26 protein-coding genes and 1 tRNA gene are annotated in these 23,601 nt (G+C 65.3%); 20 read left to right on the top strand and 7 right to left on the bottom strand.

What is annotated here, in order from left to right; all coding sequences use genetic code 11:
• Window positions 1–371: 371 nt before the first annotated feature.
• A complete protein-coding gene (locus HMP06_RS08940) occupies window positions 372–1,745 on the top strand; it encodes an IS1380 family transposase (RefSeq protein ID WP_176496778.1) in 1,374 nt (457 codons plus the stop codon).
• A gap of 786 nt (window positions 1,746–2,531) precedes the next feature.
• On the opposite strand, the gene HMP06_RS08935 is transcribed toward HMP06_RS08940, so the two are convergent.
• Entirely contained in the window at window positions 2,532–3,878 is a 1,347-nt protein-coding gene (locus HMP06_RS08935) for an NAD-dependent succinate-semialdehyde dehydrogenase (RefSeq protein ID WP_176496777.1), read from the bottom strand.
• Window positions 3,879–3,971: 93 nt separating this feature from the next.
• Here HMP06_RS08935 and HMP06_RS08930 point away from each other — a divergent pair, with 93 nt between their 5' ends.
• From HMP06_RS08930 to HMP06_RS08885, 10 genes are all read left to right on the top strand, one after another.
• Window positions 3,972–4,211, top strand: coding sequence for an exodeoxyribonuclease VII small subunit (locus tag HMP06_RS08930; protein WP_176496776.1), 240 nt, complete (start codon window positions 3,972–3,974; stop codon window positions 4,209–4,211).
• Window positions 4,212–4,248: 37 nt separating this feature from the next.
• Window positions 4,249–5,115 (top strand): polyprenyl synthetase family protein, encoded by an 867-nt coding sequence (locus HMP06_RS08925; RefSeq protein WP_443026511.1) that lies wholly within the window; start codon window positions 4,249–4,251, stop codon window positions 5,113–5,115.
• The gene (gene coaD / locus HMP06_RS08920; RefSeq protein ID WP_176496774.1) at window positions 5,112–5,630 is read left to right on the top strand and encodes a pantetheine-phosphate adenylyltransferase; all 519 of its coding nucleotides are present in this window, start codon (window positions 5,112–5,114) and stop codon (window positions 5,628–5,630) included. The genes HMP06_RS08925 and coaD overlap by 4 nt, the downstream gene beginning before the upstream one ends.
• Window positions 5,631–5,761: 131 nt before the next feature.
• Window positions 5,762–6,511: a peptidylprolyl isomerase gene (locus tag HMP06_RS08915; RefSeq protein WP_176496773.1), complete on the top strand. Its 750-nt coding sequence runs from the start codon at window positions 5,762–5,764 to the stop codon at window positions 6,509–6,511.
• 25 nt (window positions 6,512–6,536) lie between these two features.
• Window positions 6,537–7,565 carry a tRNA preQ1(34) S-adenosylmethionine ribosyltransferase-isomerase QueA gene (gene queA, locus HMP06_RS08910; RefSeq protein WP_176496772.1) on the top strand — a complete coding sequence of 343 codons (1,029 nt, stop codon included), beginning with the start codon at window positions 6,537–6,539 and terminating at the stop codon, window positions 7,563–7,565.
• A gap of 9 nt (window positions 7,566–7,574) precedes the next feature.
• A complete protein-coding gene (locus HMP06_RS08905) occupies window positions 7,575–8,081 on the top strand; it encodes an EF-hand domain-containing protein (RefSeq protein WP_176496771.1) in 507 nt (168 codons plus the stop codon).
• 9 nt (window positions 8,082–8,090) lie between these two features.
• Entirely contained in the window at window positions 8,091–8,735 is a 645-nt protein-coding gene (locus HMP06_RS08900; protein ID WP_176496770.1) for an HAD hydrolase-like protein, read from the top strand.
• A 43-nt stretch (window positions 8,736–8,778) separates the two neighbouring features.
• The gene (locus HMP06_RS08895; protein ID WP_176496769.1) at window positions 8,779–9,870 is read left to right on the top strand and encodes an MBL fold metallo-hydrolase; all 1,092 of its coding nucleotides are present in this window, start codon (window positions 8,779–8,781) and stop codon (window positions 9,868–9,870) included.
• Between the two features lie 48 nt (window positions 9,871–9,918).
• Window positions 9,919–10,800 carry a dienelactone hydrolase family protein gene (locus HMP06_RS08890; protein ID WP_176496768.1) on the top strand — a complete coding sequence of 294 codons (882 nt, stop codon included), beginning with the start codon at window positions 9,919–9,921 and terminating at the stop codon, window positions 10,798–10,800.
• 67 nt (window positions 10,801–10,867) lie between these two features.
• Complete coding sequence (locus HMP06_RS08885; RefSeq protein ID WP_176496767.1) at window positions 10,868–11,491, top strand: glutathione S-transferase family protein; 624 nt, start codon at window positions 10,868–10,870, stop codon at window positions 11,489–11,491.
• A 240-nt stretch (window positions 11,492–11,731) separates the two neighbouring features.
• Here the strand turns inward: HMP06_RS08885 and HMP06_RS08880 are convergent, their stop codons facing one another.
• From HMP06_RS08880 to HMP06_RS08870, 3 genes are all read right to left on the bottom strand, one after another.
• Window positions 11,732–11,923, bottom strand: coding sequence for a DUF1289 domain-containing protein (locus HMP06_RS08880; RefSeq protein ID WP_176496766.1), 192 nt, complete (start codon window positions 11,921–11,923; stop codon window positions 11,732–11,734).
• Between the two features lie 3 nt (window positions 11,924–11,926).
• On the bottom strand, window positions 11,927–13,429 hold the full coding sequence (locus tag HMP06_RS08875; protein WP_176496765.1) for a DEAD/DEAH box helicase: 1,503 nt from the start codon (window positions 13,427–13,429) through the stop codon (window positions 11,927–11,929).
• A gap of 97 nt (window positions 13,430–13,526) precedes the next feature.
• On the bottom strand, window positions 13,527–13,982 hold the full coding sequence (locus HMP06_RS08870; protein ID WP_232089932.1) for a hypothetical protein: 456 nt from the start codon (window positions 13,980–13,982) through the stop codon (window positions 13,527–13,529).
• 96 nt (window positions 13,983–14,078) lie between these two features.
• Between HMP06_RS08870 and HMP06_RS08865 the strand changes: the two genes are divergently transcribed.
• Genes HMP06_RS08865 through HMP06_RS08855 form a run of 3 tightly spaced genes read left to right on the top strand, consistent with a single transcriptional unit; the run spans window position 14,079 to window position 16,942 of the window.
• Window positions 14,079–15,551, top strand: coding sequence for an FAD-binding oxidoreductase (locus HMP06_RS08865; protein ID WP_176496764.1), 1,473 nt, complete (start codon window positions 14,079–14,081; stop codon window positions 15,549–15,551).
• Window positions 15,552–15,609: 58 nt separating this feature from the next.
• Window positions 15,610–16,380: a SapC family protein gene (locus tag HMP06_RS08860; protein WP_176496763.1), complete on the top strand. Its 771-nt coding sequence runs from the start codon at window positions 15,610–15,612 to the stop codon at window positions 16,378–16,380.
• A gap of 1 nt (window position 16,381) precedes the next feature.
• The gene (locus HMP06_RS08855; protein WP_176496762.1) at window positions 16,382–16,942 is read left to right on the top strand and encodes a cytochrome b; all 561 of its coding nucleotides are present in this window, start codon (window positions 16,382–16,384) and stop codon (window positions 16,940–16,942) included.
• 174 nt (window positions 16,943–17,116) lie between these two features.
• On the opposite strand, the gene HMP06_RS08850 is transcribed toward HMP06_RS08855, so the two are convergent.
• The gene (locus HMP06_RS08850) at window positions 17,117–17,965 is read right to left on the bottom strand and encodes an N-formylglutamate amidohydrolase (protein ID WP_176496761.1); all 849 of its coding nucleotides are present in this window, start codon (window positions 17,963–17,965) and stop codon (window positions 17,117–17,119) included.
• A gap of 107 nt (window positions 17,966–18,072) precedes the next feature.
• On the opposite strand from HMP06_RS08850, the gene cpdR reads away from it, so the two are divergent.
• From cpdR to HMP06_RS08820, 6 genes are all read left to right on the top strand, one after another.
• Window positions 18,073–18,450: a cell cycle two-component system response regulator CpdR gene (gene cpdR, locus HMP06_RS08845; protein ID WP_176496760.1), complete on the top strand. Its 378-nt coding sequence runs from the start codon at window positions 18,073–18,075 to the stop codon at window positions 18,448–18,450.
• An 81-nt stretch (window positions 18,451–18,531) separates the two neighbouring features.
• Window positions 18,532–18,606 (top strand) — tRNA-Val (locus HMP06_RS08840).
• A gap of 58 nt (window positions 18,607–18,664) precedes the next feature.
• The gene (locus tag HMP06_RS08835) at window positions 18,665–19,957 is read left to right on the top strand and encodes an Hsp70 family protein (protein ID WP_176496759.1); all 1,293 of its coding nucleotides are present in this window, start codon (window positions 18,665–18,667) and stop codon (window positions 19,955–19,957) included.
• Window positions 19,945–20,565, top strand: a complete 621-nt coding sequence (locus tag HMP06_RS08830) for a glutathione S-transferase (protein WP_176496758.1) — start codon at window positions 19,945–19,947, stop codon at window positions 20,563–20,565. The genes HMP06_RS08835 and HMP06_RS08830 overlap by 13 nt, the downstream gene beginning before the upstream one ends.
• Window positions 20,566–20,808: 243 nt before the next feature.
• Complete coding sequence (locus HMP06_RS08825; protein ID WP_176496757.1) at window positions 20,809–21,360, top strand: hypothetical protein; 552 nt, start codon at window positions 20,809–20,811, stop codon at window positions 21,358–21,360.
• Complete coding sequence (locus tag HMP06_RS08820; RefSeq protein ID WP_176496756.1) at window positions 21,335–21,712, top strand: hypothetical protein; 378 nt, start codon at window positions 21,335–21,337, stop codon at window positions 21,710–21,712. Before HMP06_RS08825 ends, HMP06_RS08820 begins: the two co-directional genes overlap by 26 nt.
• 12 nt (window positions 21,713–21,724) lie before the next feature.
• Here the strand turns inward: HMP06_RS08820 and HMP06_RS08815 are convergent, their stop codons facing one another.
• Both HMP06_RS08815 and HMP06_RS08810 read right to left on the bottom strand, forming a co-directional pair.
• On the bottom strand, window positions 21,725–22,813 hold the full coding sequence (locus HMP06_RS08815; protein WP_176496755.1) for a helix-turn-helix transcriptional regulator: 1,089 nt from the start codon (window positions 22,811–22,813) through the stop codon (window positions 21,725–21,727).
• 167 nt (window positions 22,814–22,980) lie between these two features.
• The gene (locus tag HMP06_RS08810; protein ID WP_176496754.1) at window positions 22,981–23,514 is read right to left on the bottom strand and encodes a hypothetical protein; all 534 of its coding nucleotides are present in this window, start codon (window positions 23,512–23,514) and stop codon (window positions 22,981–22,983) included.
• Between the last annotated feature and the right edge of the window lie 87 nt (window positions 23,515–23,601).

Raw genomic sequence — 23,601 nt, 5'->3', positions numbered from 1 at the left:
GCTTCCGCCAGTTGTGGAGGGGCGTAGCGGCAGGCGACGAACAGCATTCGTGTGGAACGCGGGGTTGAAGATGAGAAAGAGCCGAGCGGGCAGTGTCGCAAATTTTTGCGGTGTAGGACAGTCGCCGGACTTCCGCTTTCGCCCAACCTATACCTTGCATCAGTCCTCAAGGCTTGCCGTAATCCGGTTGTTTGATAAGCTCACGCAAATGAGTTTGCGCCACCACTCAGTAGTCGATAGTAATCTGGCGGTCGCCCTCCTAGCCCGGATAATTCACCGGGGGGGTGATTTTGGGTTGGCGGATGTAGCGTAAGCCTTTGCTTTGCAGTAGGAATATGGGTGTCTAAACCAGTCCTGCCACGAGGCAAAAAATGCCACAGCCTACATCCGCCGAAAGCGACGATAAGCGAGCCTGCTTTGGCTTTCCAGCCATTGGTCGCAAGAAAGTGTCTGCTGCCTTTGACGGCGGCAGGTTGACGTCGGACGGCGGCGTGCTGCTGCTCGGTCAGGCCGAGCGGCAGATGGGGATTGCCGATCGGCTCGCCGCCTGCATTGCCGATCCGCGCGACCAAAGCCGCGTCATCCACGGCAAGGCGGATATCCTGCGCGCTCGGATGCTGGCGATTGCTTGCGGCTACGAGGATGCCAACGATCTCGATGCCTTGCGCCATGACCCGGGCTTCAAGCTGGCCCTGGGCAAATGTCCCGAAGGACCGGTTGGCCTGGCGAGCCAACCGACGATGTGTCGCTGGGAAAACGCCCCGACGACGCGCGAGCTGGTGCGCCTGACGGGGGCGTTGGTGGATATTTACTGCGCGAGCTATCCCGCGCCGCCAGCGGCGGTCACGCTCGACATCGACGACACGGTCAATGTTGTTCACGGCGCGCAGCAGCTGTCCTTTTGGAATGGCCATTACGGTGAGCGGTGCTTTTTGCCGATCCACGTTTACGACACGGCGACGGGCCGCCCGGTGGCGATGCTGTTGCGCACCGGCAAGACCCCCTCGGGCGCCGAAGTCGCCGGACATGTCCGGCGGCTGATCCGCCGTATCCGCCGCTACTGGCCTGATACCGCGATCACGCTGCGCGGCGATGGCCACTACGGCCGACCCGAGATCATGGCGTGGTGCGAGGCCAACGGCGTCGACTATATTTTTGGCTTGCCGGGCAACCGAGCGCTGCACGCCGATCCCGTCATCGTGACCCAAGGTGATGCCTGCGCGACTGACCGCGCGGTGCGCAAATTAGTCGAACTGCGCCGCTATGCCGAGACGCGCTACGCCGCGAAGAGCTGGGGGGAGGCCACACGCCGGGTCGTGGCGCGCATCGAGGCCAGCACGCTCGGGCTCGATATCCGCTTCGTCGTCACTTCGCTTCAGGACGGCAGCGCAGAGCGGATCTATGACACGCTGTATTGCGCCCGTGGTCAGGCCGAGAACCTGATTAAGCTGCACAAAGCGCAGCTCAAAAGCGACCGCACCTCGTGCCGCAGCGCCAACGCCAATCAGATGCGCCTGATCCTGCATACTGCCGCCTACTGGCTCATGTGGAAGCTGCGCCACGCGATGCCTGCGACTGCCGCGCTGCGAACCGCCGAGTTCGCCACCATCCGGCTGCGCCTGATCAAGCTCGCCGCCCGCGTCATCGAAACCGCCACCCGCATCCGCATCGCCTTCGCCAGCGCTTGCCCCGAGGCGGATACGTTCCGGCAGATCGCTCGCGCCCTCTGCCCGGCGCCGACCTAGCCAGTGCGGCCGTGCCGCCGACACCGCCCCCGTCCAGAAGCTCCGCAAACCTCTCGAAAACCCGCGATGAAACAGGCGTCGTGATCAGGTGCGCCTTGCGCCGAGAGAGCCCACATCCGAACCGCGCAAAACCCCAAAACCAACAGCCTCGTGAATTTTACGGGCTAGCCTTTTTGGCGTGTGCTGGCTGTGACTACGGAAGCGCACCGAACAACCGCAGTGCAAATATGCCGCGCGGCGCCCCGAATAAAAATTCTTCAGTTTCCTATGCAGTTTGCATGCACGACATGCGAGGTACCGCGACAGAAGCCGCGCGTCGTTCTGTTCGGGACGGCGATAGTAGGGTTTTTATCTTCAATCATAATGGCTATCAATCCCATTGGCGCGTGCCGGGGATCGAGCCCACATCGCGAGGTGACTGCTCGCCCGGTCTAACGACAAATAGTGTCGAATTCGTGCAGTCCAAATTGTTAAAAGAACTTTATACTTCAGAGCAATACATGGACGACGCAGAGCCCCCATACTCCAAGTGCGGAATAACACGGCTCAACTGGGCACGGGCATTTAATAGGGAAATTGCCCGATTGAAACCGCGCTCTGTCAAGATAGTTTGTGGGTCATTTAAAATCTCTAAGCACGACCTTGGCGACGAGTCTTCCTACTTTTACGAATCCTACGCTCCTGCGAACGGTCTGTAAGAGGGAGCGAAAGTCTGCTTCTGGTCCGTTGCATCGTGGAAAAGATGGGCTGGAATCTACGAAAAGCACACACTCGTCCCGCCCCGCGTCACCCCAGCACGGTCTTCAAATTCATGAATTCGTGCAGGCCGTAGGGACCCAGTTCCCGCCCATGCCCTGAGCGCTTGATGCCGCCGAACGGGGCGTGCGGCTGGCTCGCCAGCATCGCGTTGACGGCGATCATGCCGGCTTCGATGTCGCGTTCGAAGCGGGCGCGTTCGTCTGCGTGGTTGGTCCAGACCGAGGAGCCCAAGCCGAACGGGACGGCGTTGGCGAGGGTGATCGCGGCGTCGATGTCGTCGGCCTTGAACAGCATCGCGACGGGGCCGAATAGTTCCTCCTGCGCGACCGCATGGTCGATCGGCACATCGACTAGGATGCCGGCCGACATAAACGCGCCTTTACCGGGGAGCGCTTCGCCACCCAGCAGCAGCTTGCCGCCCTCGGCTTCGATCATCGCGATTTGGTCGAGCACAGTCTGCCGCTGCGCCGCGCTCGACAAGGGGCCCATGTCGGTGACCGACTCCATCGGATCGCCCGCGACGACGGCTTTCATGCCAGCCGCGAATTTCTCCAGAAACGCATCATACACGTCGGCGTGGACGATCATCCGCTTGGCGCAGATGCAGGATTGGCCGGTGTTCTGGATTCGCGCGGTCACTGCGGTCTTGGCCGCCAGATCGAGATCGGCCGAGGGCATGACGATGAACGGGTCCGATCCGCCGAGTTCGAGCACGACCTTTTTCAGCGCGCGGCCTGCCGCCTCGGCGACTTGCATGCCCGCGCCCTCGCTGCCGGTCAGCGTCACCGCGACGATGCGGTCGTCGGCGATGAGCGCGGCGACCTTGTCCGATTTGATCGGCAAATTCTGGAACAGGCCCGCAGGCGCGCCCGCCGCGATGACCATTTCCTCGATCGCGGCGGCGACGCCCTGGACGTTGGACGCGTGCTTCAACAGGCCGACATTGCCCGCCATGATCGTCGGCGCGAGGAAGCGCACCACCTGCCAATACGGGAAGTTCCACGGCATCACCGCGAGCACGGCGCCGAGCGGATGCCAGGTCGCGGTGCCGCCGGGGAATTCGCGCGGTGCCAGCATCGCCGGGCCTTCCTGCGCATAATGGCGGAAGCCGGCCGCGCATTTCTCGACCTCGGCCAGCGCGGATTTGAGGGTCTTGCCCATTTCGCGCGTGGCGATCTCGGCGAGGCGGTGTGCGTTGGCGTCGAACTGCTCGGCGATCCGCTCCAGCAAGTCGGTTCGCGTCGCATGGTCGGTGATGCGCCAGGCGCGGAACGCGTCGTGCGCGCGCTGCACTTTGGTTTCGAGCTCGGCGGTGGTGAGTTCGGCGAAGGAGGCCCCCGGCGTGCCGGTGGCGGGATCGATGCTGGTGAACATTGGGTATGGTTCCTGATCAGTGTCGCGCGACAAACGCACAGTAAGGCCAGCGTATCCTTGACCCCAAACGCTTGCCTGCCGCATAGCTGCGTCATGGACATACCGATTGAAGAGCTGACGTTCGAAGCGGCGTTGAAAGAATTGGAGGGGATCGTGTCAAGGCTAGAGAGTGGTGAGGCACCACTCGACCAAGCAATCGCGCTGTACGAGCGCGGAGACCGGCTGCGACGTCGCTGCGACGATCGGCTGAATGCGGCACAGGCCCGGATCGAAGCGATCCGTGCCGATGGGGAGGGCCGGGCCATCGGCACGCAGCCCTTTGTCGCAGGTTGATCGCGTGACGCTTGTCTCCCCGTCGCTCGATGCGGCCATGGCCGACGTCGCCAGCGATATCGACCGCCGGCTCGACCTGTTCCTGACAGTTCCCGAGGACCCGCGCGCCGATCTGTATCGTGCGATGCGCCATGCCGCGATCGGGGGCGGCAAGCGCCTGCGCCCGCTGCTGGTGTTCGCGACTGCACGGCTGTTTGCGGTCGACCGCGACTGCGCGGGCCGGGTGGCGACCGCGATCGAGTGCATCCATGTCTATTCGCTGATCCATGACGATCTGCCGGCGATGGACAATGACGACATGCGCCGCGGCAAGCCGACGGTACACAAGGTTTTTGGTGAGGCGACCGCGATCCTGGCGGGCGATTGCCTGCACGCGTTGGCGTTCGAAATCCTGTCCGACCCGGTGACGCATGCCGACCCGTTCGTGCGCAGCGAATTGGTGCTCGACCTCGCCCGCGCGGCAGGCCCCACCGGCATGGCCGGCGGGCAGGCGCTCGACCTCGAAGCCGAGAAGTCGAGCTTCGATTTGCCGACCGTCACCCGGTTGCAGGCGATGAAGACCGGTGCGCTGATCGCTTGCTCGGTTGAGGCGGGGGCGATTCTGGGCAAGGTGCCGCCCGAGGGGCGCACGGGCCTGCGCGGTTATGCCCGCGACGTGGGGCTCGCCTTCCAGATCGTCGATGATCTGCTCGATGCCGAGGGTGACGAGGCGGCGGTCGGCAAGGCGCTGCGCAAGGATGGCGAGGCCGGCAAGGAAACCTTCCTGTCGCTGCTCGGGCTAGACCGTGCGCGGGCGCAGGCGGAGATGCTGGTCGATCAAGCGATCGAACACCTCCAGCATTTCGGGCCGGAAGCCGATCTGCTTCGCGATATCGCGCGCTTCACGCTGGAGCGTGATCGTTGAGCAAGCCCGGCGGCGAGCGGGTGGGCGTCTATCCCGGCACGTTCGATCCGGTGACGCTGGGGCATATGGACATCATCCGGCGCGGCGCGACGCTGGTCGACCGGTTGGTGATTGGGGTTACGACCAATGCGTCGAAATCGCCGATGTTCTCGGCCGGTGAGCGGATCGCGATGATGGAGCGCGAGACGGCAGGAATCTCCGGCGTCAGCGTCGTCGGGTTCGATTCGCTGCTGATGGATTTCGCCGAGGCGCAGGGCGCGAGCACGATCCTGCGCGGGGTGCGCGGCGTGACCGATTTCGAATATGAGTATCAGTTGACCGGCATGAACCGCGCGATCAACCCGCGGATCGAGACGGTGTTCCTGATGGCAGACGTCTCGCTGCAGCCGATCGCCAGCCGCCTGGTCAAGGAAATTGCTTTCTATGGCGGACCGATCGACCGGTTCGTGACATCGACGATTGCCGTCGAGGTGGCCGCGCGCGTCCAGCAGATCGGGCGCAAGGGCAGCGTCTGAGCGGGGGCGGATCGGGGGCCGGATCGGCCTGGCCCTAATTCCGTCGCCTTTGGCGGCGACACGTTCAGTTTGGCGCAAGCCGCCAGTTGGTCTAAGCGACCGTTCACCACCAGCCGTACCTGCGGGGACTCATGCGCTTTTTTACCCTTTTTATCGCTTTGTTCGCGCTGCTTGCGGGGCCTGCCTTTGCCGCCAAGAAACCGAAGCCGGTGCAGACTGCGGCGACTACGACCACCGCGGGCCGTCCGCCGGTGCCATCGGCGACCGACCCGGAAAACCTGCTCTATCTCGATCTGTCGACGGGTGGCCGGGTCGTCATCTGGCTGCGTCCCGATGCCGCGCCAAAGATGGTCGAGCGGATCAAGACGCTGACGCGGCAGCATTTCTATGACGGTCTGCTGTTCCACCGCGTGATTGAAGGCTTCATGGCGCAGACCGGCGACCCCAAGGGCGACGGCACGGGCGGATCGAAGCTGCCCGATTTGGCCGCCGAGTTCAATTTCCTGCCGCACGTACGCGGTGCCGTATCGGCGGCGCGCGAAGGATCGGCCGAGGGCGCCACGGTCGAGGAAGTGACCAAGGCCGAGAACAGCGCGAACAGCCAGTTCTTCATCGTGTTCAATCCCACGCTGAAGCTCGATCGCAAATACACGATCTTCGGCCGCGTCATCTCGGGCATGAACTATGTCGATGCGATCGCGCGGGGCGAGCCGCCGCTCAATCCGTCGCGCATCCTGCACGCTTATATCGGCGCGGATTCGCCGCCGGCGTATGCACCGCCGCCACCGCCAGTCGCCGTACTGCCGCCTGCGACGCTGGCCCCGGTGAAGCCTGCGCCGAAGGCGCCGGTGGTGCGCGCCTCGGGACGGAAGAGCGGCTGAAGCCGACGCCAGCGGGGCTTCGTCCATGAACGTCGATCTGTTCGACTTCGAATTGCCGCCCGAGCGGATCGCGCTGCGCCCGGCGGTGCCGCGCGATGCGGCGCGCTTGCTCGTGCTCGACGGCGACGCAACGCACGATCGCAGCGTCGGCGACTTGCCCGCGTCGCTGCGGCCAGGCGATCTGCTGGTGTTCAACGATACGCGCGTCATCCCGGCGCAGCTTGAGGGCACGCGCGGTGATTCGCGGATCGGCGCGACCTTGCACAAGCGCGAGGGGCCGCGCCGCTGGCGCGCCTTCATCCGCAACGCGCGGCGGCTGCGCGACGGCGATGCGATCGATTTCGGGAATGGCGTTTCCGCGACCGCGCATGATCGCGGCGCGGATGGCAGCTTCGCGCTGGAGTTTGCGGGCGACGAGCCAGTCGAGCTGTTGCTCGAGCGCGCCGGGCGGATGCCGCTGCCACCTTACATCGCCGCGCGCCGCCCGGCCGATGCGCAGGATGCCGAGGATTACCAGACGATGTTCGCCGCCGAGAAGGGCGCGGTCGCAGCCCCCACCGCGGCGCTGCATTTCACGCCCGACCTGATGGCGCGGCTGGACGGGGCGGGGATCGAACATGCGACGCTGACGCTCCATGTCGGGGCGGGCACCTTTCTGCCGGTGAAGGCGGAGGACACGACCGAGCACAAGATGCACGCCGAATGGGGCCGGATCGACGCCGCGACCGCCGACCGGCTGAACGCGGTGCGGGCCCGCGGCGGGCGCGTCATCGCGGTCGGCACGACCAGCCTCCGGTTGATCGAAAGTGCGACCGGCGAAGACCGCATGATCCGTCCGTTCGAAGGCGACACCGCGATCTTCATCACACCCGGCTATCGCTTTCGCGGGATCGACGGGTTGATCACCAACTTCCATTTGCCGCGCTCGACGTTGTTCATGCTGGTCTCGGCGCTGATGGGGCGAGAGCGGATGCAGGCGGCGTATGCGCATGCGATAGAAGACGGCTATCGATTCTACAGCTATGGCGATGCGAGCCTGTTGTTGCCGGCCTGAGGAGCGTTGATGCGCGTGCTGCCCTTTCTGATCCTCGCGCTCGCCGCCGCGCCGCTTTCGGCGCAGACGGTGCCGCCGGTCGCGCTGTCACCGCAGCAACGCCAGCCCGCCGCGACGATCGTCGCCGAGCCCGCCGCGATGTTCATTGCGGCGTGCGATGCGAATGGTGATGGCCGCACGACGCGCGACGAGTTGAACGCTTGCGTCGCGCGGACCTTCGCCGATGTCGATGGCGGCCATGCCGGGTCGATCGGTTATATCGGCTATGCCGATTGGGCGCTGAAATGGCTGGGGGATCGCAACGCGCTGCCCAGCCCGTTCGGGGTCGATCGCGACGGCGACAACCGCATCACGCTGCCCGAGTTGGAGGCGCAATTCGCCAGCCTGTTGGACCGGTTCGATGTCGACAAGGATGGCGCCACCACGCGCGCCGAGTTGCTGACAATCCGCGCGGGCGCTTTCCCGGAGGGCGGCCCGGCCAAGAAGGGTCGCGGGCGCGGCCCGGACCCGCGCTGAGCGTATTCGGTGACGCCGCGCTATCGCCTCGTCATCTTCGATTTCGACGGGACGCTGGCCGATAGCGGCGACTGGTTTTTGTCGATCGCCGATCATCTTGCCGATCGCTTCAAATTCCGGCGGGTCGCGGCGGATGACGTCGAGATGTTGCGCGGACGGACGTCGAGCGAGGTGATCCGCCACCTTGGCATTCCGCGCTGGAAATTGCCCGCGATCGGGCGTTACGTCCACGCGCTGCTGGCGCAGCAGGCCGACCGGATCGCCTTGTTCGACGGGATCGTGCCGGTCTTGCAGCACTTGGCGGCAAACGGCGTGCGGATCGCGCTTGTCACCTCCAACGCCGAAGACAATGCGCGCGCGATCCTCGGGCCGACCAATGCTGCGATGTTCGAGCGGTTCGAATGCGGCGCGTCGCTGTTCGGCAAGGCGCGCCGCTATCGCCGAGTGCTGCGCAAGACCGGGATTGCGGCGTCGCAGGTGATTTCGATCGGGGACGAGACGCGCGACGTGGTGGCCGCCAAGAAGGTGGGTGTCACCTCCGCAGCGGTGCTGTGGGGCTATGCCAATCGTGCGGCCTTGACGCAGTTGCAGCCCGACTTCCTGTTCGAACGGCCCGATCAGGTGCTGGACGTGGTGCTGGGCGCGCCAGATTAGGAAGTGCGTGACTCGCGCGGCGCGGGCGCGCTAGTCGCGGGTGATGTCCATATCAGCAGCGGCGCAGGCGCCCGACCAATCCTTCGTCCCCACCAGCCATAAAGGTCTGACCTACCCATTCGGCGGGGCCGAACCGGCAGCGGGCGAGGTGATGACCGTGGCCCCCGGTGTGCGCTGGGTACGGTTGCATGTTCCCGGGCCGCTGAAGCACGTCAATTGCTGGCTGCTCGATGACCAGGACGAACAAGGCGTGGGTGTGGCGCTGGTCGATACTGGCATGAACACGTCGGACGCGCGGGATGCTTGGAAGACGTTGTGGAAGGGGCCGCTGGCGGGCGTGCGCGTGACGAAGATGATCGGCACGCATTTCCACCCCGACCATATCGGTCTCGCCGGATGGATGCACGACAAGCACGGTTGCCCGGTGGTGATGACGCGCGGCGAATGGCTGACCGCGCAGATGCTGGTGGCGGACGCACGCGATGCGGTGCCGGGCGACGTGACCGCGATGCGCGTGGCGGCCGGGTGGGATGAGGATCAGATCGCGCATGCCGCCGCGCGCGGCTGGGCCGGGTTCCGCCATATCGTGACGCCGATGCCGCTCAGCTTCACGCGGATCAAGGATGGCGACACGCTGCGCATCGGCACGACCGACTGGCAGATCGTCGTCGGATCGGGTCATAGCCCGGAACATGCCTGCCTCTACGATCCTGCTGGCAAGGTGCTGATTGCGGGGGACCAGGTGTTGCCGCGGATCAGCCCGAACGTCTCGCTCGGCGTGACCGAGCCCAATGCCGATCCGCTGGGCGAATGGTTCGATTCGATCGCGAAGCTGAAGACGTTGCCCGACGATCTGCTGGTGCTGCCGGGGCATGGCGATCCGTTCACGGGGCTGCACGCGCGGCTCGAGGCAATGGACCGCGAACATCGCGAGCGGCTTGACGAGCTGGCGGTGTTTCTGGCCGAACCGCGCCGCGCGATCGATTGTTTCGGGCGGCTGTTCCGGCGCGCGATCGGCCCCGACATGTTGGGCATGGCGACGGGCGAATCGCAGGCGCATCTACGGCGGCTCGAGGTCGAGGGGCGCGCGACCAAGAGCGTCGAAGACGGCGTGTGGTGGTATCGCGCGGCCTAGGTTAGGCTCGCGGGGACGCCGGGGGTTGAATTGCGAGGAGATACAGCGATGTGCGACGAGTTTACCGCAGCCGACAATGACGCGCATCTCGGAATCGTAACATCGGCGGTTACGCGGCGTGGGTTCGCCTCGCTTGCGGGTGGTGCGGGCCTAGCGATGCTGCTGCCGGTCCCTGCCAATGCCGCTATGATCAGCGGCAAGGACGTGTCGATCGCGACGCCCGATGGCACCGCCGACGGTTATTTCGTCGCGCCCATGAAGGGCAAACATCCGGCCGTGCTGATGTGGCCTGACATCATGGGCCTGCGCCCTGCGTTTCGGCAGATGGCCGACCGGCTGGCGCAAAGCGGCTATGCCGTGCTGGTCGTCAACCAATTCTACCGCTCGACCAAGGCGCCGTTCCTGGCACCCGGCGAAAGCTATGATCAGCCCGCGGTGCGCGCCAAGATCGGCCCGTTCGTAGCGGCGCTGAGCCCCGCCGGGACGGTGCGCGATGCCACGGCGTTCGTCGCCTTCCTCGATGCGCAGAAACAGGTCGACAAGAAGCGCGGCGTGGGCACCAGCGGATATTGCATGGGCGGGCCGATGGTGATGCGCACGGCGGCGGCGATCCCCGGCCGGATCAAGGCGGGCGCGAGCTTCCACGGCGGCGGGCTGGTCGGCACGCAGCCTGACAGCCCGAACATGCTGATCCCGCAGATGAAGGCCAGCTATCTGATCGCGATTGCCGAGAATGACGACGCGCGGGCACCCGGCGACAAGGAGGTGCTCCGCGCTGCCTTCGCCGCGGCCAAGCTGTCGGCCGAGATCGAGGTCTATACCGGGACCAAGCATGGCTGGTGCCCGCCCGACAGTCGCGTCTACGACGCCGCACAAGCTGACAAGGCGTGGGGGCGGATGTTGGAGTTGTTCAAGACGTCCTTGGTCTGAAGGTTCTTGACCGTCGGCGCCAGAAATGTTCCACTAATGTTCTCATTGATCGATTCGGGGGCGGACTATGGCGCTGACGTTTTACACCAATCCGATGTCGCGCGGGCGGATCGTCCGCTGGATGCTTGAGGAAGTCGGTGCGCCGTATGAAACGGTGGTGCTCGATTATGCGACGACGATGAAGGCGGAGCCGTATTTGTCGATCAACCCGATGGGGAAGGTGCCCGCGATCGTCCATGATGGCCATGTCGTCACTGAATGCGCCGCGATTTGCAGCTATCTGGCGGAGGCGTTTCCCGAGGCTGGGTTGGCGCCGACCGTGGATGAGCGCGCGGAGTATTACCGCTGGATGTTCTACGCAGCGGGTCCAGCGGAACAAGCCGTCACCAATCGCGCGATGGGCTTCACGCCGACCGCCGAACAGGGTCGCATGGCGGGGTATGGCAGTTTCGATCTGATGGTCGATACGCTGGAGCGCGCGGTGTCGGCGCATCCCTTTTTTGCGGGCGAGCGGTTTACCGCGGTGGACGTCTATGCCGGATCGCAAGTCGCGTGGGGCGTGCAGTTCGGGTCGCTGCCGAAGCGGGCGGCGTTCGACGATTATCTCGCGCGGGTGCTGGCGCGGCCTGCGTATCAGCGGGCGGGCGAGATCGATGATGCACTGATTGCGGCGGCGGCCGCGGCGGGGTGATGGGGCGCCGAGCCCTGTCGATACGGTGACCTCGTGCTCCTGCGAAGGCAGGAGCCTTGGGGCCGCGCGCCGTCTTTCGTGACGCAGGGCTCCTGCCTGCGCAGGAGCACAGTGCCAAGCGATAAGGGGGCAATTTTCCCGTTCGGGCTGAGCCTGTCGAAGCCTGCTTGCAGCAATCACCGCTCGACGTGTGGCACGCAGCCCTTCGACAGGCTCAGGGCGAACGGAAACGGGGCGGTGTCAGCGCGTCTCACGCCGACCCGGCAGCGCCGCCATCACCGCCGCACGCCATTCGGTCGTGCTGCTGCCCCAGGCGGCGATTTCATCGAGCGTGCGGGCGCAGCCGAGACACTGACGGCTCGACGGGTCGATTTCGCAGCGATTGATACACGGGCTTGCGATCGCCGGGATGCGCTCGATGAACCCGCTCACGGCTCAGTCGGTCAGCTTGGCCATCAGGAAGCTCGGCATCGGGCCGTTCCAGCCGCCATCGTCGACCGCATCGGCAAGCTGGGGTTGCTCGGTCCGCGCCGGACGCTCGTCGCGTGGCGGGCGGCTGTCGCGAGCGGGGCGTTCTTCGCGGGCTGGCCGTTCCTCGCGGGCGGGGCGCTCGTCGCGCGGCGGGCGAGCCTCACGGGCGGGCCGTTCTTCGCGTGGCTGGCGCTCTTCGCGTGGCTGGCGCGGCGTGCGGGCCGGGCGTTCGGCTTCCACCGGAGCAGCCTCGACGGCGACTTCAACCGGCTTGGCGGCGGGTTTCCTGCCACGCCCACGACCGCGGGGCGCTGCCTCTTGCGGGGCTTCGGCTTCGTCCGCCACCGGTGCATCGCCCGCTTCATAGCGTTCGATCTTCAGCCCGGTCAGCTTCTCGATATTCTGGATGTTCTCGGCATCGTCGGGCGTCGCGAAGGTGAAGGCGATGCCGGTCGCGCCCGCGCGGCCGGTGCGGCCGATGCGGTGGATGTAATCGTCCGGATGCCACGGCGCGTCATAGTTGAAGACGTGGCTGACGCCCTTGATGTCGATCCCGCGGGCGGCGACGTCGGACGCGACGAGGATGTTGACCTCGCCCTTCTTGAAGCGGTCGAGCTCGGCGATGCGCTGCGATTGCTCCATGTCGCCATGGATTTCGCTCGACGCGAAGCCGGCGCGTTGCAGCGCCTTGTTGAGCTCGCGCACGGTCGTCTTGCGGTTCGAGAAGATGATGCCGGTCTTAACGTCTTCCTGGCGCAGCAGCGAAACCAACCGGTCGCGCTTCTTGGCGGCGGTGACGTGCACAAGCCATTGCTTGATGTTGATGTTGGCGGTGGCGGGGCGAGCGACCTCGATCGTCTTGGGATTTTCGAGGAATTTGTCGGCCAGCTTCTTGATCGGCGGCGGCATCGTCGCCGAGAAGAGCAAAGTCTGGCGGGTCTTGGGCAGCTTGGTGCAGATTTCCTCGATATCGGGGATGAACCCCATGTCGAGCATCCGGTCGGCCTCGTCGATCACCAGCATCGAGCAGCCCGTCAGCAGGATTTTCCCGCGGCCGAACAAATCCATCAGCCGGCCGGGTGTGGCGATCAGGACGTCGACGCCCTTTTCGAGCGCGGCGGTCTGGTCGCCCATCGATACGCCGCCGATCAGCAACGCCATCGAGAGCTTGTGATATTTGCCGTATTTCTCGAAATTCTCGGCGACCTGCGCGGCGAGTTCGCGCGTCGGCTCGAGGATCAAGGTGCGCGGCATCCGGGCGCGGCTGCGGCCCTCGCCCAAAATGTCGATCATCGGCAGCACGAAGGCAGCGGTCTTGCCCGTGCCGGTCTGTGCGACGGCGACAAGGTCGCGGCCCATCAGGATCGAGGGGATTGCGCTCGCCTGGATCGGAGTCGGTTCGGTATAGCCCGACTCATTGACGGCGCGTTGGAGTTCATCGGAAAGGCCGAGGTCGGCAAAAGTCATGCGGTGTCCGGAAAATGCGTCTCGGCGAGAGCGCCAGGACCAGGAAAGCGCTTGCCGATCAGGCGCGAAATGTCAAGGTAAACGGGTAAACCACGCCCTATCGTTTTGCCACCAGCCGCTTGAAACCATCGATTCGGCACACGCTGCCCGATCGCGAACGGATCGAATCGCGGTCGGCGCAGACCATCCCGTCGGTGGTACCCTTCACATACAGGCCGGAATAGAAATCGAGCGCGGGGCAATCGTCGTCGAACAGGGCGCGCAGCCGGGTGCCGTCCGCCACGATGAGATCGACGCTGTCGCTGCCGGTGATGATCGCGCCTTCAACCGCGCTCATCGGCACGCAGCGCGGGCCTTTTTTCTCGGTCCAGCGGACGGTGGGCGGTTCCGACCGCTGTTCCGGCCGCCGCCCGAGAATGCGCGGGATGCGGATCACGATGCGCTGGTGAATCGAGAGCTGCGCCAGCTCGGCACCATCCCACGGTCCAACCTGGGCTGAGGCAGCCGGGGTGAGCGACAAGAGCAGCAGGACGGGGAAGGCGGCGTGGGGCATAGGTCGAAGCCAGCGATACCTTCCATGCTTGAACGTCGGATGAATTGGCAACGTGCATGTCGCAATGATAGACCGCCCGCAATGACGAACGCCAGCATGACCGACCCCGCACGCCTGCGCCAGACCCACATGATCGACGCGGTCCGCGCCGCACTTGGCGAAAAGGCGGTGGTGACCGACCCGAACGACATCGCGCCGTGGCTCGATGACTGGCGCGGGCGCTATCACGGCGCGAGCGCCGCGATCCTGTCGCCGGACACGACCGCAGGCGTGGTGACGATCGTGCGGTTGGCGGGGGAGTTTGGCGTGGCGTTGGTGCCGCAGGGCGGAAATACGTCGATGGTGGGCGGGGCGACTCCGCCCGCCGATGGTTCGGCGCTGATCCTGTCGCTGCGGCGGATGAACCGGATTCGGTCGATCGATCCGGCGGCGCAGCTGGCTGTGGTCGAGGCGGGGGTGATTCTCGAGACGCTGCACGACGCCGCCGATGCGCAGGGGATGCGTTTCCCGCTGACGCTGGGCGCGCGGGGGAGTGCGACGATCGGTGGCCTGACCTCGACCAACGCCGGGGGCACGCAAGTGCTGCGATTCGGAACGATGCGCGCGCTGGTCGCCGGAATCGAGGCGGTTCTGCCCGACGGATCGATCCACGACGGTCTTGCCGCGCTGAAGAAAGACAATCGCGGCTATGACCTGACGCAATTGTTGGTCGGGGCCGAGGGAACGCTCGGCGTCATCACCGCGGCGACGCTGCGACTGGTGCCCGCCGTGCACGATCGCGCGACCGGGTGGCTCGCAGTCGAATCCCCCGCCGACGCTTTGAAGGCGCTGCGCGTGATGGAGGCGCAATCGGGCAGCGCGATCGAGAGTTTCGAGCTTGTGCCGAAGATCGCGCTCGATCTCGTGCTGAAGCATATTTTCGGTACGCGCGCGCCGTTTGCGGTCGTGCCGCCGTGGCTGGTGCTGGTTGATTACGTTTCCCCAAGCGCCGAAGCCCCGGCGCAAGCGGCGCTGGAGGATGTGATGCAATGCGTGCTCACCGCCGGTCTGGCGCAGGACGGCGTGGTCGCGGCGAGCGAGGCGCAGGCCGAGGCGTTCTGGCGCTTACGCGATTCGATTTCGGAGGCGGAACGCGCCGAGGGGCCGACCATGGCGCACGACATTTCAGTCCCGGTCGATGCGATGCCCGGTTTCATGCTGCACGCTGCGGCCCAGGTCGAGGCGGCGTTTCCCGGCGTCCATGCCAGCGCCTTCGGGCATCTGGGCGACGGCAATGTCCATTTCCACGTCAACGCGCCGCCCGGTCTGGGGGGGGGTGTCGATGCGGCCCGCTGGCGTGCGGAGGTGGGCGAACTGGCCAGCCACATGGTGTATGATCTGGTCGTGGCGGCGGGCGGGTCGATTTCGGCCGAACACGGGATCGGCCAGATGAAGCGCGACGAACTGGCGCGGCTTTCGTCTCCGGCGCGGATGGCGGCGCTGCGGGCGATCAAGGCGGGACTTGACCCGCACGGATTGATGAACCCCGGAAAATTGCTCGCCCTTGCGGAAAGCCCGTCTGCACCATAGAGCCAGCGGCCATTCGGCGTAGCGTTAGCGCGCTTTCATTTTCGATGGAGAAACTACGATGGCCAGCGCGCCGCAATCGCTTCCGCTGTTCTACAACGCGCTTGAGCCGCTTTCGAGCGATACCCACGCCGCCTTCAAATTCCGCGGCATGGACCGTGCGAAGTTCCTGGTCGGGCAGCATGCCATTCCGATCACGGTCGATGAATTCGTGGCGGCCCAGCGTAGCCTGCCGATCGTCTTCACCACCGGCGACGATGCCATTCCGATCGCGCTGATGGGCCTGAACGAGGGCGTCAACGTCTTCGTCGACGACGAGGGCAAGATCATCGAGGAACAGTTGTACGTTCCCGCCTATGTCCGCCGCTATCCCTTCATGCTTGCGCGGCTGCGCCCGGAAGCCGAGGAATTGTCGCTGTGCTTCGATCCGACCGCCGAGACGATCGGCGCTTTCGACGACGGCGAGCCGCTCTTCGAGGGCGGCAAGCCGACCGAAGTCGTGCAGAACATCCTGACCTTCAACGAGCAGTTCGAACAGGCCGGGGCACGCACCGCGAACTTCATGACCGAACTGCGCGAGCTCGGCCTGCTGATGGACGGCGAAGTGACGCTGCAGATGCAGGGCTTCGAACAGCCGTTTATCTATCGCGGTTTCCAGATGATCAACGAGGAGAAACTCAACGATCTGCGCGGCGATCAACTGCGCAAGATCCAGAAGTCGGGGCTGCTCGCGTTGATCTACGCGCACATGTTCTCGCTTGCCGCCTTGCCGCAGGTGTTCGAGCGTCAGGTCAAGCTGGGCAAGGCACCGACCGCGCAAATGGCGGTATGAGGTGGCGCGCAGCGCGCTGATCCGGATCGATCGGTACTCGCGCGGCGCGATCTGGTTTCACTGGATCATCGCCGCGCTGGTACTGGTCAATCTGGCGATCGGCTTGCTGCACGAATCGCTGCTCGATGGCGTGAAGCGCGCGATGCCGCTGCACTTCTCGATCGGCATCACCGTTCTGGTGCTGACGCTGGGCCGGATCGCGTGGCGGCTGGCACATCGGCCGCCGCCACTGCCCGCGGGCATGGCGGCGTGGGAACGGATCACCGCGGGCGCGACGCATGCTGCTTTCTATGCGCTGCTGCTGATTCTGCCGCTTAGCGGCTGGATGCTCGTATCGGGCAAGGCGACGAGCAAGCCGTTCGCCTGGTTCGGCCTGTTCGATGTGCCGACCTTGCCGATCTCCAAGGCCGCGAGCGGAATCGCGCATGAGGCGCATGGCCTGCTCGGTTATGGGATGGCGGCGCTGGTCGTGTTGCATGTCGTCGCTGCACTGCGGCACCATTTCGTGCTGCGCGATGGGGTGCTGGGGCGGATGCTGCCGGGTGTGTCGCCGCGCTCGTGATACGGTTCATTACCTAAGACGAATTTCTCCCTTGAAGCGCGAAAACGGCTTCCCTATATCCAAACCACGCGGTTCGTGTTCCCCCCCCTTTCGCGGGCCGCGCGGCGCCCTTTCAGGGCGCCTCCTCCCTGAACCTTGGCCACCGCGTGCATCGCACGCGGTGGTTTTTTTTGGCTATTCCGCAGCGACCGAAAGTGGTCCCGCTGCCGCTTCTGCAAGCGTATCGATGATGCGGCGCAGCACCGCGGCGGTCGCCGCCAGACCGTCACCGGGGCCGTCTCCGGCGGGATCGAGATAGAGGCTGCGGTCGAATTCGATCTGCACGGCATGAACGCCACTGGTCGGCCGTGCGTGCGATTCGAGAATGTGCCCGCCAGCATAGGGCGTATTGAGTGCGACGGGGTGTCCCGTCGCCTCCACCACCGCCTCGATCGCCGCGACGAAGCACGCGTTGGCACTGCGCCCGAAACGGTCGCCGATAACGATTCGCGGCTTGCCCGGCCCGAGCGAGGGCATCGAATGCAGATCAAGCAGCACCGCCGCGCCGAACCGCGCCTGCGCCGCCGCCAAAGCCGTGGCCAATTCGGCGTGATACGGTCGGTGATCCTCGCGAATGCGTGCGGCGACATCATAGGCATCGAGCCGGCGCCGCCACAATTCCCCCGCACCCGCCACGCGCCGGGGCACCAGCCCGAGCCCACCGCGCACCTTGGACGATGTTTGCGAGAGCGCGGTCCACACGGCGCCCTCATCGATCGCGGGGTCGCGCTCCAGTTCGGAGCGATTGAGATCGATCCAGGCGCGCGCGCGGCGCTGGATCAGCATCGTCTCGCCGCTGTGTGCGGCCAGCGCCACGGCATCGATGTGGCGGTCCTCAAGGATTGTTACCGCCGCCATCGGCACGCGCAGCGCCGCACGCAGTGCCAGCGGATAATCGCGTCCGGCATGCGGGACCGACAGGACGACCGGGCTGGCGGGAAGAACGCTGCCGTAACGGTCGAAAGATGGGGACGAAGCGGCCATAATCTGCGCATGCTATCACACGTCGCGCGACGACCCGGCGAGAAAATCTTAAGGGCTTTGCGCTTACACGTTCGACACCGGCAAACGCCGCGGGGCAGGGTTGGAACATGATACGGATTTTGCTTGCCGAGGATGATCGCGTGATGCGGGAATACCTCACCCGGGCGCTCGAACGATCGGGTTATGCGGTGTCGGCGGTGGACCGTGGCACCGCGGCGATCCCGCTGCTGGAAACCGAGCATTTCGACTTGCTGCTGACCGATATCGTAATGCCCGAAATGGACGGCATCGAACTCGCGCAAAAGGCAGGCGAAATGGTGCCGGATTTACGCGTGATGTTCATCACCGGCTTCGCCGCCGTCACGCTGAAGGCGGGCAAGACGATGCCGCAAGCGCGTGTGCTGTCCAAGCCGTTCCACCTGCGCGATCTCGTGCTTGAGGTCGACCGCATGTTCGAACTGGAGCGTGTGAGCGACAATATCTGACGCATACCGTGCGGCAGCGCTTGCGTAGGCGTGAGCCCTTCGTTAAAGGCCGCCCCTCGCCCTGCAACTGCACGGCGTCGTGGGCGTGTAGCTCAGTGGTAGAGCACTGTGTTGACATCGCAGGGGTCGCAAGTTCAATCCTTGCCACGCCCACCATTAAAAGCCCGCTGACCTAATAGGTTGGCGGGCTTTTTTGTCTTCCGGAGGGAGTTTCGTGACGACCGCAACCGCGCTTGGGCTCGACTTTGGCACGACCAACACCGTCGTCGCGCGCAGCGATGGCGCGGGCGGATCGCAGCTGATCGATTTCGTCGGTGCCGAAGCGACCGGCGCGGTGTTTCGCTCGGCCTTGTGCTTCTGGGAAGAAGAGCGCGGCTGGAACGGGGTCGCGCACGATGCCGGGCCGTGGGCGGTGGCCGAATATTTGCAGTCGCCGCTCGACAGCCGCTTCGTGCAATCGTTCAAGACGGTGGCGGCAAGCCCGTTGTTCGAACGCGCGCAAATCTTTGGGCGCAACTTCCGATTCGAGGATTTCGGTCGGCTGTTCCTGCAGAAATTGGTGACGCATGCCGGTGGCGCGCTAGATTCGCGACCGCCGCGCATCATCGTCGGGCGTCCGGTGGTTTATGCCGGCGCGCGGCCCGATCCGGAGCTCGCGCGGTCCCGCTACGACGCGATGTTCGCCGAGTTCGGGGTCGATCTGCACTATGTCTATGAGCCGCTGGGCGCCGCGTTCAGCTATGCCGCGCGCCTAACCGAACCGGCGACGGTGCTGGTCGCCGATTTCGGCGGAGGCACCACCGATTTCTCGGTCGTGCGCGTCGCTGCGCCTGGTGCCGCGCGGCGCTGTGTCCCGCTGGCGTCGTCGGGCGTGGGGATTGCGGGTGATCGGTTCGACCGGCGCATCATGGACCGGCTGGTGCTGCCGTTGCTGGGCAAGGGGAGCAGCTACCGATCGTTCGGCAAGGAGCTTGAGATCCCGGGCGGCTATTTCGCGGACTTTGCGGATTGGTCGCGACTCGCGCTGATGCGCAACCGCCGCACGCTTGAGGAACTCCGCAAGCTGCAACGCAGCGCCGTCGACCCCGCGCCGATCGGGCGGATGATCGCGCTGATCGACCATGAGCAGGGCTTCCCGCTGTACGACGCAGTCGGCAAGGTGAAGCGCGCGCTGTCGCAGGCGGAGGACGCCGAACTGACCTTCAGTGGCGGTGGTATCGATATTGCGGCTCCCGTCCGGCGCGCGGATTTCGAAAGCTGGATTGCCGACGACCTGCGGCTGATCGAGGAAGCGCTCGATCTCGCGCTGTCCCGCGCCGACATGCCGACGGATGCGATCGACCGCGTGTTCCTGACCGGCGGTTCCTCGCTGATCCCCGCGATCCGCGCGATGTTCGACCGGCGCTTCGGCGCAGACCGGATCGCGACCGGCGGGGAATTGACCTCGATCGCGCACGGGCTCGCTCTGATCGGCGACGAACCCAATCTGACCGAATGGACCGTGTGAACACGCCGATCCTCTATAGTTTCCGGCGTTGCCCCTATGCGATGCGGGCGCGGCTCGCGCTGGCGGTGAGCGGAGTCCGCTGCGAACTGCGCGAGGTGAAGCTGTCGGACAAGCCGGCCGCGATGCTGGCGCTCTCACCCAAGGCGACGGTGCCCGTGCTGCACCTGGCCGACGGAAGGGTGATCGACGAGAGCCTCGACATCATGCGCTGGGCGCTTGCGGCGCACGACCCCGAAGCGTGGCTGTCGCGCGACGATCCGGCGCTGATCGCCGCCAACGATGGCGGGTTCAAACATGATCTCGACCGCTATAAATATCCCGAGCGGCATGGCTCCGATGCGCGTGCGCACCGTGAAAGCGGACTGACATTCCTGGCGGTGCTCGAGCGGCGGCTGGCCGTCGAGCGCCATTTGTGCGGGGCGCAGCGCGGGCTGGCAGATGCGGCGATCCTGCCGTTCGTGCGGCAATTCGCGGGCGTCGATCCGGCATGGTTCGCGCATCAGCCGCTAGCGGGCGTCCAGACGTGGCTCGCAGGCCACCTCGAATCCGATCTTTTCGCGGCGATCATGACACTTCGACCGCGCTGGGTGCCGGACCGCCCCGCCTGAGGCGGCGGTCGGATTCCGCGCGGATCGCGCGCATCCGGAACGCCGTTATAGCGCGGCTGCGATACTAATTCAGCTTTTTGACCATAAATTGTTTGTATTAGGGAAACACCGTAAGGGTTTGTCCGATATACAAATACACATTTTGTTATGGTTATACCCCTTCACCGATACGGGAGAAGGAAGATGAGTCGCTTATTCGTTGGAAGCGCGATTTGCGAAGTTGGGGCGAAGGGCAATATTACATTGCCGACGGCATTCTGTATTGCGATCACATCGCGAAAGGCGAACGATCGTCTTTTCGTCTGCCTACGTGATACTGTTCGTCATCTGGTCGTCTATGACGAAAGCGCGGTCGAGGCGCGGATGGAACGCTTCCAGCGCCGCCGCCTTGCCGAAGGCGGGATCGTGCAGGCGGAACAGCGGGTCGGCCTGCGCCGGGACCTTGGTTTCACGGCACCGGGCTGGCTGAACGGCAAAGGCCAGATCGCTATCGCGCCGTGGCTCAACCTGCGCCACGGCGAAGCGTATCGCACGCTTGTCGTCGGCATGGGCGACAGTTTCGAAATCTGGGACCTCGACCAGATCATGACGGGCAAGCACGACGAATTGCGCCTGCTCGCCTCGCTGCATCTCGACCTCGCCGCTGCCGGCCATCGCACGGGAACCGACCATGAATCTTCTTTGCCTACTGTCCGGCCACGCCATCGCACCCCGGTCGCTGGAAAACCAAGGCTTCCGCTTCACCCGGTGCACCCGATGCAGCCGCGACATGATTCGGTCATCGACGGCGCCTGAGGCGCAGTGGATCGCCGTCCCCGCCGGATTTCAGGTGGCATGGCGCAATGTCGATCTAGCGATGTTCAAGCACCGCTCGCGCGTGGCGGTACGGCTGGATGCGATGCGCCAGAACGTCATCGGTGCGGCGCAGGCGGTGCGGATCGGCTGCGCGGTGGTGCGTTGGCGCGCAGTCGATCGACTACGGCACGCACGCGACCGGATGCGGCGACGGTCGGCTTATGCGCTAGCGGTGGGCGGGCGCATTATTCGGCTCGGTCCACCAAAGCCGCCCAAGCAGAGCTGGAACGTCACGGTGCGAATCAGCTTCGGCCAGGACAATGGATTGGAAACGCAGCGTATCGCGGCATGAGCGCCCGGCGCCTCACGCAAAAACAGCACCGATGACCGCGGCGACATCGGCCGGATCGAGCGCGTCGAGGTTGATTTCCATGTCGGGTGTGACGCTATACCCGGTCGTCGCCCCGTTTCGATCGAACGTGACGGTCACCAGCCGATACGCATCGCCGGTGCGGATCGCGGCGAGCCCGCCGACGGTCGGGAGCCGGTCAGGATCGGCGATGACCACGGCATTCGCGGGCAAGCCGGCGCCGAGCGTCGCCCGGCAGACCCGCAGCGCGAAGGCGCGCGGTCCGGCACGCGACGGTGCCTCCACCCTGTCATCGGTCGCGGTGAAGCCGATCAGGCCCCCCGCGAGCGGCGCGCCATGGACGCGCAGCTCGCGCGGTTGATCGCTCGCAAGCGGCGCCGGGGTGCCTTGCGCCGCCTTTTTAGCCGCCACCGGCGTGGCCGGGCCGCCTGCCAGACTCGTCAGCTCAGTGCGCAACGCGGCGATCCGCTCGCGCGTGCGCGCCAGGCGCATCTGCGGGTCGCTGATGGTCGTGACGAAGCCGGCGAGTTCGCCCCGCCGATATTGCGCCGTGATCATTTCCTGCAGGGCCGGCACGCCGCTCACCCCGAACACGCGGCACAGCGACGCGAGCGTTGCCGAATTCCAGCGATCAAGCGGCTTTTGCGCATTTTCGATCCGCGACAGGATGACGGCGGGAAGGCCATAGTCGCGATCCAGCACCGCGATCGTCAGCCCGCGATCCTGATTGCGCCGCACGCGCAGCGCGGCGGCGAGCAAGACTGCCTCGCGTTCGTCGGCCTCATTCCAGGCGGTCATGTCGCGGAACGGCTCGGCCCAGGTCGCAATGTCGAAGCCGCGCGCCGCGACGTCGAGCAGCAGCGCCTCCGGTGGGATGTCGAGCGCGCGCGCAATGCGGGTCAGTTCATCCGCCCGCGCAACGACTTCGCCACGCTCGATCTTCGACAGGCGGATATAGGGGATGTCGCCAATGAGATTGCTGAGCGCCATCAGCTTCTGGAGCCCGTGGCGCTGACGCTGTTCGCGCACGCGATTGGGAAAGATGAAGGCGCGGTTGGGATCGAGAACGATATCGTTCGGCATCGCGGCGGGTGATGGCGCCGTGTTCCTTGCAGGCGGCGTGCCCGTCGTCACGCGCGGCTTCGGCGACCTTGTTTGCGATCCCATGCGATTATCGACCCCATTTTTTTGAGGGTTAATCCCTCTTAGGGCGATCCTTTATAGGATGGTATACCAAATTTCAATCGCGCTTAGTGGATGAAAGGCTCCATCGTCGGTGCGATTAGCCGTGCCCACGCACCATTTGGGCGGAAAGGCAGCAGCGTCGTGGTCGGGCACAGCCCCGCCTGATGGTGCGCCAGCCAGTTGGACGACAGTGGCGAGGGATAATCGGAAGAAAAGGCGACGCCGCCGCCGTCGGTGAAGATCCCGACCACCGGCGGAATCGCATTGGCGGGCCAGCGGCAGATCAAATCCGACAATAGAAGGACTCCCGCCGTCTCGAGCGCGGCGAAGTGTCGTTGCGCCGTGCCACTGCGGGGCGCCGGGGGGAGGGGGGTAAGCGCGCCGCGCGTATCCCAGAAGCCGGTCCACAATGGTGCCTGCTCATCCCGCGTGTTGGTTGTCATCGTCAGGAGGAAGGCATTGTTCGCCCGGAGTAGCGGACGGGCGTGGCGGACCAAGCGCGTCGCGATGCGCGTCAGCGCGCGGTCCATGCCGGGCAAACTGCGCGGCGGCGGCATTGGTACGTGGCCGATAAACGATTTCGTCCGGGCCGAATTCATGCCGCGCGCCTTTTCCTAGAGAGGGAATTGCGGCACGCGGGCTGCCGCATCGGCAGCAGCACCGCGCTCCGATAGTGTCTCTTCGGA

The organism is Sphingomonas sp. HMP6 (assembly GCF_013374095.1).
Classification (GTDB): domain Bacteria; phylum Pseudomonadota; class Alphaproteobacteria; order Sphingomonadales; family Sphingomonadaceae; genus Sphingomonas.
Note: the sequence above shows the minus strand (reverse complement) of the source record. Positions and strands in the feature narration are given on the sequence as shown.

What these genes read in the sequence shown, in the direction of transcription:
- HMP06_RS08940 (WP_176496778.1), top strand. Translation starts at nt 372, where the DNA reads ATGCCACAGCCTACATCCGCCGAAAGCGACGATAAGCGAGCCTGCTTT.
- HMP06_RS08935 (WP_176496777.1), bottom strand. Translation starts at nt 3,878, where the DNA reads ATGTTCACCAGCATCGATCCCGCCACCGGCACGCCGGGGGCCTCCTTC.
- HMP06_RS08930 (WP_176496776.1), top strand. Translation starts at nt 3,972, where the DNA reads ATGGACATACCGATTGAAGAGCTGACGTTCGAAGCGGCGTTGAAAGAA.
- HMP06_RS08925 (WP_443026511.1), top strand. Translation starts at nt 4,249, where the DNA reads ATGGCCGACGTCGCCAGCGATATCGACCGCCGGCTCGACCTGTTCCTG.
- HMP06_RS08915 (WP_176496773.1), top strand. Translation starts at nt 5,762, where the DNA reads ATGCGCTTTTTTACCCTTTTTATCGCTTTGTTCGCGCTGCTTGCGGGG.
- queA (WP_176496772.1), top strand. Translation starts at nt 6,537, where the DNA reads ATGAACGTCGATCTGTTCGACTTCGAATTGCCGCCCGAGCGGATCGCG.
- HMP06_RS08905 (WP_176496771.1), top strand. Translation starts at nt 7,575, where the DNA reads ATGCGCGTGCTGCCCTTTCTGATCCTCGCGCTCGCCGCCGCGCCGCTT.
- HMP06_RS08895 (WP_176496769.1), top strand. Translation starts at nt 8,779, where the DNA reads ATGTCCATATCAGCAGCGGCGCAGGCGCCCGACCAATCCTTCGTCCCC.
- HMP06_RS08890 (WP_176496768.1), top strand. Translation starts at nt 9,919, where the DNA reads ATGTGCGACGAGTTTACCGCAGCCGACAATGACGCGCATCTCGGAATC.
- HMP06_RS08885 (WP_176496767.1), top strand. Translation starts at nt 10,868, where the DNA reads ATGGCGCTGACGTTTTACACCAATCCGATGTCGCGCGGGCGGATCGTC.
- HMP06_RS08875 (WP_176496765.1), bottom strand. Translation starts at nt 13,429, where the DNA reads ATGACTTTTGCCGACCTCGGCCTTTCCGATGAACTCCAACGCGCCGTC.
- HMP06_RS08870 (WP_232089932.1), bottom strand. Translation starts at nt 13,982, where the DNA reads ATGCCCCACGCCGCCTTCCCCGTCCTGCTGCTCTTGTCGCTCACCCCG.
- HMP06_RS08865 (WP_176496764.1), top strand. Translation starts at nt 14,079, where the DNA reads ATGACCGACCCCGCACGCCTGCGCCAGACCCACATGATCGACGCGGTC.
- HMP06_RS08860 (WP_176496763.1), top strand. Translation starts at nt 15,610, where the DNA reads ATGGCCAGCGCGCCGCAATCGCTTCCGCTGTTCTACAACGCGCTTGAG.
- HMP06_RS08850 (WP_176496761.1), bottom strand. Translation starts at nt 17,965, where the DNA reads ATGGCCGCTTCGTCCCCATCTTTCGACCGTTACGGCAGCGTTCTTCCC.
- cpdR (WP_176496760.1), top strand. Translation starts at nt 18,073, where the DNA reads ATGATACGGATTTTGCTTGCCGAGGATGATCGCGTGATGCGGGAATAC.
- HMP06_RS08830 (WP_176496758.1), top strand. Translation starts at nt 19,945, where the DNA reads ATGGACCGTGTGAACACGCCGATCCTCTATAGTTTCCGGCGTTGCCCC.
- HMP06_RS08820 (WP_176496756.1), top strand. Translation starts at nt 21,335, where the DNA reads ATGATTCGGTCATCGACGGCGCCTGAGGCGCAGTGGATCGCCGTCCCC.
- HMP06_RS08815 (WP_176496755.1), bottom strand. Translation starts at nt 22,813, where the DNA reads ATGCCGAACGATATCGTTCTCGATCCCAACCGCGCCTTCATCTTTCCC.
- HMP06_RS08810 (WP_176496754.1), bottom strand. Translation starts at nt 23,514, where the DNA reads ATGAATTCGGCCCGGACGAAATCGTTTATCGGCCACGTACCAATGCCG.